Source organism: Planctomycetota bacterium (genome assembly GCA_018242585.1).
Lineage (GTDB): Bacteria > Planctomycetota > Planctomycetia > Pirellulales > PNKZ01 > JAFEBQ01.
In genome coordinates, this window is sequence record JAFEBQ010000030.1 from 21,903 (window position 1) to 34,547 (window position 12,645).

10 protein-coding genes are annotated in these 12,645 nt (G+C 63.8%); 8 read left to right on the forward strand and 2 right to left on the reverse strand.

The features are described from left to right. Position 1: 1 nt before the first annotated feature. Positions 2-3,169 carry an efflux RND transporter permease subunit gene (locus tag JSS27_15210; GenBank protein ID MBS0210293.1) on the reverse strand — a complete coding sequence of 1,056 codons (3,168 nt, stop codon included), beginning with the start codon at positions 3,167-3,169 and terminating at the stop codon, positions 2-4. A gap of 260 nt (positions 3,170-3,429) precedes the next feature. Between JSS27_15210 and JSS27_15215 the strand changes: the two genes are divergently transcribed. The 8 genes from JSS27_15215 to JSS27_15250 all read left to right on the forward strand — a co-directional run bounded on the left by JSS27_15215 (position 3,430) and on the right by JSS27_15250 (position 10,584). After that, on the forward strand, positions 3,430-4,242 hold the full coding sequence (locus JSS27_15215; GenBank protein ID MBS0210294.1) for a hypothetical protein: 813 nt from the start codon (positions 3,430-3,432) through the stop codon (positions 4,240-4,242). A gap of 217 nt (positions 4,243-4,459) precedes the next feature. Then, on the forward strand, positions 4,460-5,134 hold the full coding sequence (locus tag JSS27_15220) for an FHA domain-containing protein (GenBank protein ID MBS0210295.1): 675 nt from the start codon (positions 4,460-4,462) through the stop codon (positions 5,132-5,134). 54 nt (positions 5,135-5,188) lie between these two features. Then, complete coding sequence (locus JSS27_15225; protein ID MBS0210296.1) at positions 5,189-7,174, forward strand: serine/threonine protein kinase; 1,986 nt, start codon at positions 5,189-5,191, stop codon at positions 7,172-7,174. Between the two features lies 1 nt (position 7,175). After that, positions 7,176-8,081 carry a hypothetical protein gene (locus JSS27_15230; GenBank protein MBS0210297.1) on the forward strand — a complete coding sequence of 302 codons (906 nt, stop codon included), beginning with the start codon at positions 7,176-7,178 and terminating at the stop codon, positions 8,079-8,081. 17 nt (positions 8,082-8,098) lie between these two features. Further along, on the forward strand, positions 8,099-8,737 hold the full coding sequence (locus tag JSS27_15235) for a sigma-70 family RNA polymerase sigma factor (protein MBS0210298.1): 639 nt from the start codon (positions 8,099-8,101) through the stop codon (positions 8,735-8,737). Then, positions 8,734-9,132, forward strand: coding sequence for a hypothetical protein (locus JSS27_15240; protein MBS0210299.1), 399 nt, complete (start codon positions 8,734-8,736; stop codon positions 9,130-9,132). Before JSS27_15235 ends, JSS27_15240 begins: the two co-directional genes overlap by 4 nt. 109 nt (positions 9,133-9,241) lie before the next feature. Then, complete coding sequence (locus JSS27_15245) at positions 9,242-9,655, forward strand: VOC family protein (GenBank protein MBS0210300.1); 414 nt, start codon at positions 9,242-9,244, stop codon at positions 9,653-9,655. 44 nt (positions 9,656-9,699) lie between these two features. Further along, the gene (locus tag JSS27_15250) at positions 9,700-10,584 is read left to right on the forward strand and encodes a DUF3472 domain-containing protein (protein MBS0210301.1); all 885 of its coding nucleotides are present in this window, start codon (positions 9,700-9,702) and stop codon (positions 10,582-10,584) included. An 18-nt stretch (positions 10,585-10,602) separates the two neighbouring features. On the opposite strand, the gene JSS27_15255 is transcribed toward JSS27_15250, so the two are convergent. After that, positions 10,603-12,585, reverse strand: a complete 1,983-nt coding sequence (locus tag JSS27_15255) for a preprotein translocase subunit SecA (GenBank protein ID MBS0210302.1) — start codon at positions 12,583-12,585, stop codon at positions 10,603-10,605. Positions 12,586-12,645: the final 60 nt, after the last annotated feature.

Consider the following 12,645-nt stretch of genomic DNA (forward strand, 5'->3'; position numbering starts at 1 on the left):
TTCAGTGAGCGGCCACTTGGTGATAGATGCTTTGCGGGTCGTCAGGGTCGAGCGAGGCGCTGCGATTCGGAGCGTTGCGCTGGGCAATAGCAAACACCGAAGGCAAAACAAGCAGCGTAGCCGTCGTCGCCCCCAGCAGGCCGCCGATCACACTGCGACCTAGCGGGGCGAACTGCTCGCCACCCTCGCCCAGGCCCAATGCCATCGGCAACATCCCGGCCAACATGGCACAGGTGGTCATCAAGATCGGACGCAAGCGCGAGGCGGCCCCTTGGGCCGCGGCGTCGCGTGCCGTCGCGCCGTCGCGGCGAATGTGTTCGGCAAAGCTGACCAGCAAAATGGCGTTGGCCATCGAAACGCCCAGCGCCATGATCGCGCCGATGAACGATTGCAGGTTCAGCGTGGTGTGGGTCAACCACAGCATGGCCACCGCGCCAGCAATCGCCGCCGGGGCGGTCGATACGGTTGCCAACGCCAATCGCCACGACTGGTAGTTAGCGGCCAACAGCAGCAGCACGACCAGCACCGCGACACCAAGTCCTACGCCCAGACCCGTGAGCAGTTGTTCCATCGGTGGGATTTGACCGCGGATGTCAAGGACGGCGCCATCAGGTATCTTTCCCGCGTCGGCAATCGCATCGCGCAACTGGCGCGAGACGTGGTACAGGTCGGACCCGCGAATGTTGGCGGTCAGGCCGATCTCGCGCTTGTTGTTGTACCGGTCGAACTGTCCTGGCATGGTGCCACGCGCAACGCTCGCCACGTCGCGCAGCAACACCTGGCCCGCCGGCGTGTCCTTGACCGGAATCGCTTCCAGGTCCGAGGCCACGGTCACCACGCGCTGCGGCACCTGAACTTGCACCTGGTAACCGACGCCCGTTTTGGGATCGGGCCAGTAGTTCGGCATGGTGAACCGCGAACTTGACGTGGCCGGGATCAGCGACCGCGCCACGTCGGCGGCCGTGACGTTGCTCAGGCCCCCTTTGCGCCGATCGAAGTCGACCGTCACGGTCGGGTATTCGAGCGACTGGGCATATTGCAGGTCGCAGATCGCGTCGATCTTGGTCATGTTCGTCCGAATGCGCTCCACGTAGGCTCGCACATCGGCGGCGTTCTTGCCACCGATGACGGCTACTTCGATGGGCGTCGGCGAGCCGAAGCTCATCACCTCATTGATGATGTCCCCGGGTTCGAACGAGGCCCGCACGTCGGGCATCTTTTCTGACAGGCGTTCGCGCAACTGTTGCTTGAGCTTCTCGACGCGCACGCCGCTCTTGGGGCGCAAGGCCACGCGCAACAGCGACTCTTCCGGACCGCGCGACCATTGATAGACTGCGTTGATCGGATAGCTCGACGGAATCGAGCCAACATATCCGAGCGTCAATTCGACGTTGTCAGGACCAGCCAATTGCTTCACTTCGTTGATTGCCGCCAGCGCCACCTGCTCGGTTCGATCAAAGTGGGTGCCGTCGGGCGCCCGCAGGCGCAAGCGGAACTGTCCCGTGTCGACCGTGGGAAAGATTTCCATGCCGAGCTGCGTGCCGAGGAAATAAACGACGGCAATGCTGGCCGTGAGATAGGCCGGCACCAGCAGCCCGCGAATCCCAATCAATCGCGATTCCCAGCGCTCGAAACGGGCCCGTTGCCGATCGAACCAGCTTTGCTGGCTCGGGTCGTCTTCATGGTGCGCCACGTGACACAATAGCCAGGTCGACACCACGGGCACGAACGTGCTCGACAGGATGTACGACGCGATCATGGCAAACGCCACCGCCATGGCCAGCGGCATGAACAGCCCGCGGGCTGCCCCTTCCATGAATACCGCCGGCAGAAACACGGCCAGAATGCACAACATCGAGAGTAACCGCGGAATGGCGGTCTGGGCGTTGCCGCGCCGCACGGCGTGGGCAATGGTCGGCGAGTGAGCGAACTGGGTGTGAATGTTTTCGATTTCGACCGTGGCTTCGTCGACCAGAATGCCAATGGCCAGCGTCAGCCCGCCAAGGGTCATCAGGTTGATCGTCTGCCCCGTGATCCACAGTCCGAGCACCGCGGCCATCAGCGCCAGTGGAATATTCAACACCACGACCAGGGCGCTTCGCCAGTCGCGCAAGAAGATCAGCACCATCAACCCGGTCAGCAGCGCGCCCAGCCCCCCTTCGGTCAACAGCCCCTGAATTGAGCGTGTGACGTAAGGGGATTGATCGAACTCGAAGCTGACGTTGATTCCCTCGGGTAGGGCGGTCTGCATGCGCGGCAACGCCTTGCGCACCTCGCTGACCACACTCAAGGTCGATGCGTCGGCGCGCTTGGTGACCAGAATGTAAACCGCGCGGCGGCCGTTGATCAGGGCATAGCCCGTTGGCAGATCGGTCGAATCCTCGATCGAGAAGGCCACGTCGCCGACATAGACCGGTGGGCCGGCACCCTTGCGCAGGGGAATGTTGCGCATATCCTGTGGATCGCGCAGGATCGAGTTCAATGGCACGATCGGGTACCGGTCGTCAAGGTGAATGTTCCCCGACGGCGCAATGGTATTACCATCGGCCAGGGCGGCCACGACATTCTCGGGCGAGAGTTGATACGCCCGCAGCCGATCGGGGTCGAGGTTGATGACAATGGCCCGGGCGCTGCCGCCGAACGGAGGTGGCGCACTCACGCCCGGTAGTGCGGCGAACATCGGCCGCACGGTGAACAGGCCTTTGTCCTGAATCTCGGCAATCGGCACCGTGTCGCTCGACAAGACCAGGTAACCGACCGGCACGCTGCCGGTGTCGAACCGCATGACGAACGGTGGCACCGTGCCCGGCGGCATGAACGCGCGCGAGCGATTGACGTAGCCGATGGTCTCGGCCATGGCCTGGGCCATGTTCGTGCCGGGATGGAAGACCAGCTTCATCAGGGCCATCCCTTGCACGTTCCGGCTTTCGACGTGGTGGATGCCGTTGATATAGAGGAAGTGGTACTCGTAGTAGTTGGTGAGCAGCCCTTCCATCTGGGCCGGGTCCATGCCGCCATAGGGCTGACAGACGTAAACCACCGGCAGGTTCAAGGCCGGAAAGATGTCGACCGCCATCCGCCGTACCGCCAGCACGCTGGTCAACGCCAGGCCGATCAGGACGACCATCACGGTGATCGGGCGGCGCAGGGCAAACGCGATCAAATTCATAGCGGGGGCTTTGCGATGGCGGGCAAAAGGCGGGACGATTCCTCGATACTACGCTCGACTGCGGGCGGTAGCAATCAGCAGTAAGTGCTTGGCCGGTAGGCGATTGCTCATTTTCGCCAAGTTTTTGCCGGCGGATGTCCAATCCCAGCCTCCGACCTGCGAATAACTGGGGCGAAGGGGTCAATCCGGCTCGTTCGATTCAGGTCGTGGCCCACGGCGACGACGGGCCCGGTGTACGTCCCTCGAAGGAGGTTCTCGCCATGATTCGCAAGTTGCTCATCACCGGAGGAAGCGTCGTTGTGCTCGGGCTGCTCTGCTTTGGACGCGACGCGGCCAGCTACGTCTCGACCACCTACGGCCAGTTGAAACAAACGGTCCGTGACAGCGTGCCAATGGAATTTGAAATCCAACGCGCGCGGGACTTGCTCAAGAACATCGTCCCAGAGATTCGCACCAACATGCACCTGATCGCCAAGGAAGAAGTCGAGGCGGTTCGCTTGCAAAAGCAAATCGGCGAGCAGGAGACCCGGCTCGAAAAGGATCGGGGCGAGCTGATGAAGCTGAAGGCCGACTTGTCGACCGGTAAGGCGACGTTTCAATATGCCAGCCGCCGCTACACGGCCGAGCAGGTGAAGTGCGACCTGGCCAACCGGTTCGAGCGGTACAAGACCAACGAAGCCACGCTGGGCAGCTTGCGCCAAATGCACGAAGCCCGGGCGCGCAGCCTGGAAGCCGCGCGGCAGAAGCTGGAGAACACGCTGGCGGTCAAGCGGCAATTGGAAGTCGATTGCGAGCACCTCGAAGCGCGCCTTAAAATGGTCGAAGCGTCGCAAGCGGCCAGCACCTATCACTTTGACGACAGCCAACTGAGCCGCGCCAAGGAACTGGTTGCTGATTTGCGCACTCGATTGGATGTGACCGAGCGGCTGTTGGGGGCCGAGACCAAGTTTCAGGACCAGATTCCGGTCGACTCGGTCTCGCACGAGAACATCGTCGACGAAGTGACCGAGTATTTTGCCGCCGGCAGCACGCAAGTCGCCGCCAGCGAACCGGCAGCCAAAGCCGAGGAGTAATCGGGAGTTGCGCTGCCGCGAGAACGTGTCTGTTATGAACCTGGGTAGTGGGTCAGTTTGAATCTAGGACGTTGGGTGGCGGGGTCAGAGCGCAGCGATGGCCCCGTGGTTACGGTTCGGGGCCATCACTTCGTTCTGACCCCGCCACCCTGCTTCATCAAACTGACTAACTCCCGGAACCTGAAGCGACGGGCAATTGTCAGCTAATCGTGATACGATGTCGTTATTGCACGATTTCAACCGTTGGTTCGCCTGGAACACGTCTCGCGACGCGCGACTGATGAACGCCGCCAGTGGTACGACGCCGACGCGGCTCCGCTGCTGGTTGTGGATTGATGGCGTGGGAGGCTACCTGGTCTGCTTGGGTGACGAGTTGTCGATCGGCCAGCCGGTGGCCGGCGCGCCGGTCGACATTCCGTTGCTCGGCGATCTGTCGCGTCGCCACGCCACGCTGGTCCGCGACGGCGACGGTTACTTGCTGCGGCCGATTCGCGCGGCTCGGGTGATGGAACGCGATGGAGCAGGGGAGTCGATCCTGGCCGATGGCCAGACGATCGAGCTGAGCGGGCAAGTGCGCCTGCGCTTCCGCCGTCCCCACCCGCTGAGCCATTCGGCCCGGCTTGAGTTTCAGAGCGGCCACGGCACGCAACCGCGCAGCGATGCGGTGCTGCTGTGGGCCGACACGCTGGTGCTGGGGCCGACGGCTAGCGCGCACGTGGTCTGTCCCGGATGGCCGCGCGAGGTGGTGCTGTATCGACAGGGCGAACAACTGATGTGTCACGCGCCGGGCGAGTTCACGGTTGACGGCCAGGCCTGCCGCGATCGCGCGGCACTTGGCGCGACGTCACGGGTCAGCGGTCCAGGGTTCTCGTTTGCGTTCGAGGCAGCTTAGGTCGGCACAGGGGTCGTGCGGCGGAAAGGTCCGCCGTGGGGGAGCATACGAGCGATGAGCAACATGGCCGAAACATCAGCGCTGCCCGACGCGCCGGCCAAGCCGCCGGGGGCCAATCGCTTTGCCTATGCCAGCGGCGCCAAGCCGTTGGCTGGCTACACGATCAAGCGCGGCGTCGGACACGGTGGCTTTGGCGAGGTGTACTACGCGGTCAGCGACGCGGGCAAAGAGGTTGCGCTCAAGCTGATTCGCCGCAACCTCGACATCGAGCAGCGCGGCGTGCGGCAGTGCTTGAACCTGAAGCATCCCAATCTGATCTCGTTGTTCGATCTGAAAGAAGACGAGCAAGGTCAGACCTGGGTCATCATGGAGTACGTGGCCGGGCCCAGCCTGGAAGAGACGCTGGCCGCGCACCCGCAGGGGTTGCCAACCGACGAGGCGCTCGACTGGTTTCGGGGCGTGGCGGCGGCTGTGGCGCACCTGCACGATCAAGGCCTGGTCCATCGCGACCTGAAACCGGCGAACATCTTTCGCGACCTGACGTCGTCCGACGCCCAGGGGCATCGGCTGATCAAGTTGGGCGATTACGGGCTGTCGAAGTTCATCTCGGTCAGTCGCCGCAGCGGCCAGACCGAAAGCGTCGGCACGGTCCATTACATGGCCCCCGAGATCGCCAACGGGCGGTACGGCAAATCGATCGATATCTACGCGCTGGGGATCATGCTGTACGAACTGTTGACCGGCCACGTGCCGTTCGAGGGAGAAAGCGTCGGCGAGGTGCTGATGAAGCACATGACCGCCGAGCCCGACCTGTCGCGGCTAGCGCCGAACTATCGGCGCGTGGTACAGGCGTGCCTGGCCAAGGATCCGGCCGTGCGTCCTCAGTCGGTGCCTGAGCTATTGGCCATGTTACCGGCTGCGGATGGAACACCGGCGGTCATGCCAGCGGCTGCGGCGAAGGCGACATCTGCAAGTGACAGCGATCCAACTGACAGTACACAGAATGATTGGGTGGCGTCGGTGAACGAGTCGTTCGAGAACGTGCGGCGCTGGTGGCACCGGGCCAGCGTGCCGACGCGAGTTGCGGGAGTCATCGCGTTGATCCTGGTCGCGCGAATTACACTGCCGCTGGCGTCGAGCAGCCTGGGCTTGATCGCGGCGGGAGGTTCTTTGATGGAAGTCTTGATCATGCTGGCCGTGGGGTTTGCGGTGGTGAAGTATGTAAAGACCCACTCGCCGCGACGTGCCGCCGCCGGTATGCCGCCGCCGAATGCTGCGCCGCGACCGCCGGTGACGCCGGCCCCAAGGCCAACTCCCCAGCCTGCGGCCGCGTCGCGCGACGTGCCACCGCCGCTGCCGACCACCGCGTATGGCCATCGTTGGGGCCGCCGGGCCGTCGAAGCGCTGACGGTGAAAAGCCGCGGGCTGAAAGCGCGCGAGCTGACCGGCGCTTGGCTGGTATCGGCCTTGGTCGTGTTGATCACCACGCCGAACCTGATCGTCGTGCTCGGCGCGATGCCGCGCATCGAGCAGTTGGTCTGGCTGTTGTTGACGAGTCTGTCGGGCGCGTGGCTGGTATTGGCCGTGGCCAAGCCGTGGGAAGGGACGCATGGCGAGCCGTTGTTGCGTCGGTTGGTGCTGATGTCGACCGGGCTGTTGTGGGGGCTCGTCGCGTGGGGCTTGGCTCAGTATCTGTCGGTCGAATTGCCCTTCAAGTATGACAAGCTCAGGTCGTTCGCGTTGTTCGACCACTCGCAGTTTTACCTGGCCAATGGCCAGCCAGAACTGCTTTGCTATCTGGCTTACTTTGGGTTCCTGGCGGCCGCGGTTCGCTGGTGGCAGCAGGTCACGCCGCTGCGGCGCTCGCGCGTCAGCCTGATGGCGCTCGCTGGCGCGGTGTTCGCGGCCTGGGCCTTGAACCTGGTGTGCAACTTCCCACAACCCTGGGGCTTGCTTGTCGCCGGCGCGGTTTCGCTGGCCGTGCAGATCGCGGCCCCGTGGCAGATACCGCTTGGCGAACGCTCGCGCCGAGGAGATTGAGATGAACACGGTTCCCGTCGAAGCTGCTCCTCAGATCACGTGGGGGGGACTTTCATTGTTGATGATTGTTGTGTTGACCCTGGCCGCGATCGCGGCGGGGGTCTCGGGCATCCGCTGGCCAAGAGGGAGCGCGCTGGCCTGGCTGGGTGGGGGCATGCTTGTGTTGTCGGCCGTAGTGTTGGCCGCGAAGGTGGGCATATTTTACATTCGCGCAAGCGCCGACTTCGGTGGGATGCCAGCGTTCGAAGTATTGCGCGACGACGCGAACGATCCAACACGCCACGACCTGATTGTTTTAGATAGCTCGATCGAAGCCGAGCCGGCGCCGTCGTCGACCGAAGCCACGAAGCCGTCGGACTCGCAGGAGGCCGACGCGAAGTCGCCCGAGACGAAGCCCGCCGCCAAGCCATCACCCGCCGCGAAGCCCTCGCCCACGCGAGCTCAGGCCGCTGGCGGTCCCACGACGACGGCCAAGCCAAAACCCGACTGGGTCGACCACCCGACCGAGGACGGGCCAAACCGCAAGGTGCTCGTCGTCGGGCCTTACCTGACGGTCGCCGAGTGCGACGAGCACTTGGACGAAGCGCTGGCCGGAAGCGTGACCGAGTTTCTTCGCGCGACGCACGGTTCGACGGACCTGGCCCAGGTGCAGCTGAGCTCCGACTATCTGCGGCACAAGGTAAAGCGGGATCAATGGATCGAACCGGTGAAAACCTCGGTCGGCAACATGGTGCAGGTCCATTTGCTGGTCGATTTTGATCCGGCGGTGCGTGCCGCGCTCGACGCGATCGTCCAGCAATATCACCAACGGCAACGAATGGTGTATCTTGGCTCGGGTGTGGCTGGGGTGTTGTTCGTTATCGGCGTGGTCCATCTTGGGCTGCGCCGTTTCGTGCCGGCCACCTAAGCGAATGTGGGCCTTTGATGCCACGCGCCAGTGACGCACTCCTGGTCGAACGAATCCGCGCCGGCCAGGCCGACGCCTGGGCCGACCTGATCAACTTGTACGAAGGACGGTTGCTGGCGTTCGTCGCGACCCGGCTCAATGACAAGACGGCCAGCGAAGACGTCGTGCAAGAGTCGTTCCTCGGCTTTCTCAACAGCCTGCCGAACTACGACGTGGCCCAGTCGTTGGAGAACTATTTGTTCTCGATCGCGGCTCACAAGTTGACCGACCATCTGCGGCGCAATGGGCGGCGACCGGCCGTGGGGTTGCCAGGTGGCAGCTCGGCCGGCTTTGACAAGCTGCCCGGCTCGGCGCGCCCGGCCAGCAGCCTGGCCCGCGGTGGTGAACAGCGCCACCGCGAGGAGCAGGCGCTCTCGGCCGCGCTGGCCGAAGTGCTCGAAGGCTGGCGGGCCGGCGGCCAGTGGCAGCGCGTGGCCGTGGCCGAACTGCTCTTTCTGCGTGGTCAATCCAATCCCGAGGCCGCACGGCACACGGGTCTTTCCGAACAGCAAGTCGCCAACCAGCGGTTCGAGTTCGTGGCCCGTTTGCGTTCTTCGCTGCGCCGGCAAGGATTGCCCGAGGAGTTGTTTCCCGACGAGCCGGGGAAGCCGCGATGAACGACGCCGATCTGCTGGCGTATCTCGACGAACAATTGCCGGCTGGCGAGATGGCGCGGCTGGAACAAGCGCTGCGCGGTGACGAGGCGTTGCGCGCGCGGCTGGCGCGATTGTTGCGCGAGCGCGACGCCGGGCTTCATTCGCTGGCCGCGATCTGGCGGCGCGGGCGGATAAGTTGCGCGACGCGGTCGCAACTGGGAAGCTACCTGCTGGGCGTGTTGCCGACGGCCGAGGCGGAGTTCTTGCGGCTGCACTTGGAGGTGACCGGCTGTCGCTATTGCCTGGCCAATCTTGATGATCTGCAAAGCCAGCGTTCCGCGGCGGCCACGCCAGCGACCGAATCGCGCCGTCGTCGATACTTTCAATCGAGCGTCGGGCGGTTGAAGGCCACTTAGAGCGCCATTCGCGGCGCGGCCTTTCTAAAGTTTGCTTGACGCGGCAACTTGGCTTGGGTTAGGAAAGGGAAAACTCGTACGGGGCAATCCCAGTCAAAAAGGTCCGCGCATGCCGCTGCAACCCTATCTGTTCTTTGACGGCCGTTGTGAAGAGGCGATCGACTTCTATAAGGCCAAGCTCGGCGCCGAAGTGAAAATGCTGATGCGGTTCAGCGAGAGTCCTGAACCGCACCCGCCCGGCAGGCTGCCGCCGGGGGCCGAGAACAAAGTGATGCACGCCGAACTGAGCATCGCCGGCAACACGGTGTTATGCTCCGACGGTCACTGCCAGGGAAAGCCGTCGTTCCAGGGATTCGCGCTGACGATCATCGTTCCCAGCGCCGCTGACGCCGATCGGGTCTTTGCCGGGCTCAATGACGGCGGCGAGGTGCGGATGCCGCTGGCCAAGACCTTCTTCTCGGCGCGGTTCGGCATGGTTCAAGACCGCTTCGGCGTGTCGTGGATGGTCTACGTGGCGAAATAGCCTGGCTGGTTCGTTTGCTGAGGGGCGGTATTGTGTTTCGTCGAGTGTTGCTCGCAGCGCTGTGCGGAGCTGGCTTCGTCATTCAATCGGCCGCGAGCGTCTGGGCTCAGGCCGGTACCCAGCCGACCAAGGCGGCTCGTTCGGTCCACTTGGGCTACCTGGCCCCTGACGCCACGTTGTTCTATCTCGAAGCCACCGTCGAGCAATCGGTGCCGGGCAGCTACTTCATGGCGGCCGGCTTTAACCACGGCTATTTCGGCATCCAGGAGCAGAAGCCCGGCGAAGGGCGAGTGCTGTTTTCGGTCTGGGATCCGCATCAAGGCGACAACCCAAACGCCGTGCCCGACGAACAGCGCGTGGAGCTTCTGGGGCAATCTCCCGACGTAACGGTCAAACGATTCGGCGGTGAAGGGACCGGAGCGCAGAGCTTCTTTTCCTACGGCTGGCGCGTTGGTGTACCTTACAAGTTCCTGATCGAAGCCACGGTCCAAGGGGACAAAACGGCGTACGCCGGCTACTTTTTTGTTCCCGAGGCCCAGGCCTGGAAGCATCTGGCGACGTTTCGCATTACCACCGGCGGCGAGCACTTGAAGGGGCTTTATTCATTCGTCGAAGACTTCCGCCGCGATGGGGCCAGTGCCGCGCAGGCCCGCGGCGCGCGATTTGGCAACGGCTGGGTGCGTGATGTCGCCGGCCAGTGGCAGCCAGTGCTCAAAGCGAGGTTCACCGCGTCGAACGCCGCGTGGGAAGCCAAGGATACGATCGACGCCGGCGTGAACCGTGGGCAGTTCTACTTGAGGACCGGCGGCAACACGCGGACCAGCGTGGCGCTGCAAGCGGTCATCGAACGTCCGCTGGGGAACGACAAGCCCCCCAAGGTGTTGCCCGGGGCAATCCGCAAGCCCGCGGGCAAAACCGCCACGCCCTAGGCACTCACACGCCTGGCGTCATTCTGAAACGTCCAGGTGCGGGTCAAACCCCATTCGTTGGCGAGCTTTCGACGTTTCACGCTCTTGCCACAACAGCCGGCGGCGGATCAACAGATTGCGCCGCTCGATCATTCGCTGGGCGCGCTGGCAGCGGCCGATCAGCGACCTGGCTCGCGATGGCTTGTAATCGGCTTTCAATTGTTTGACCACCGTCGTGCCGAACGCCCGCTCCAGGACATCATCGTCCAACGACAAGTACTGGCGATAGGTGCCAGGGTCTCCTTGCCGGGCACAGCGGCCGATCAATTGCAGGTCGATCCGCTCGGCGTCGTTCAGCTCGGAACAGATCACGTGCAGCCCGCCGCGCTCGCGCACCTCGTCGGCCAGCACAATATCGGTGCCGCGGCCGGCCATGTTCGTGGCCACGGTAATCCGCCCCGGCTGGCCAGCCTGGGCCACGATCTCCGCCTCGCGGGCGATCTGCTTGGCATTGAGCACCACGTGCGGCAAGCCCGCCGAGGTCAACAGCTCGGAAAGATGTTCCGACTTTTCAATCGAGCGCGTGCCAATCAACACCGCGCGTCCCGATTGCGAAAGTTCAGCGGCCTCGCCCACGATGGCGTTCCATTTCTCTTCGGCCGTGCCTAGCAGTTGCGCCTCGCAACGCTGTCTCAGGCAGGGCAAGTGGGTCGGAATGGCCACTGCCCGCGTGCTGAAAATGCGGCGGAACTCGGCACTTGACGTCATCACGGTGCCGCTCATGCCGGCCAGGTGCGTGTAGCCGAGGGCCAGGTCTTGCAGCGTGATGCGGGCCGCCTGATCGGTCGGCGCCGTGATGGGAACATGTTCCTTGGCCTCGATCGCCTGGTGCAAGGCGCGACGCCATTTGCGTCCTTCGGCAATGCGGCCGGTCGAGGCGTCGACGATCTCGACCTTGTCATCGCGGACCACGTAGTCGCGCCCGCGCAGGTAAAGCTGCTGGGCCGTCAGCGCGCGTTCCATGTCGTCGTACAGGGACGTCCAGCTCAGGCTGTTCAGCAACTCGGGACGCGGCAACGACCGCAGCCGCTGGCGGCCGCGCGGGGTCAGTTCGACCAGGTGCCGGTGACGATCGATCTCAAAATCGTTGTCGACTTCAAACTGGCCGACCGCCGCGGCGCAAAACTTGTACTGAGCCGCTTCGACCGTGGCCAACTCGGACGAGGCCGAGATGATCAACGGCGTGCAGGCGTCGTCGATCAGCAAGTTGTCCGCCTCGTCAACCAGCAAGAAGTGCCGCTCGCGCTGCACCGGGCGGACCATCCGTCGCTCTTCCGTGTCGAAGGCAAAGAATCCTTGTCGCCGGTTTTCACGCAGGTGGCGCTGCCAAAGCCGATCGCGCAGCGCGTCGAAACCGAACTCCTTGAGCGTCCCGTAGGTGATGTCCGCATCGTACGCGCGCTGGCGCACATCGCGAGCGGTGACGGTCCCCTCGACCACGCCGGCCGACAGCCCCAGGAACCGATAGACCGGCCCCATCTGCTCGGCGTCGCGGCGAGCCAGGTAGTCATTGGCCGTGGCCAGATGCACCCCCTTGCCGGCGAGCGCGTGCAGGTACAATGGCATGGTGGCCGTCAGCGTCTTCCCTTCGCCGGTTTGCATTTCGACGATCGAACGCTGGCTGAGGGCCAACGCCCCCAGGATTTGCTCGGGAAAATGGCGCAGGCCGATCGTCCGCCGCGCCGCCTCGCGCACCAGGGCATAGGCCTCGACGGTCAGTTGCGACAACGGCTCGCCGGTCTTGGCCCGATAGCGCAGCGCCAAACTACGGCGGTGCAGTTCGCCGTCACTTTCCCCTTCCAGCGTCGGCTCCAAGGCTTCGATCTGGGCGACGATGTCGCGCGGTTGGCCACGCCACAGTTGCGTACAGCGATCGTACGCCCGGTGCAGATCGCGCCCCACGGCCGCGACCAGCGATCCGCCGGCATCGAGCGCGCGCTGTTCCAGTTCGCGAATGCTCATTGCTCGATTTGCCTGAATAGCATTCTGAAAACGATTGAACCGCAAAGACGCAAAGTGAAG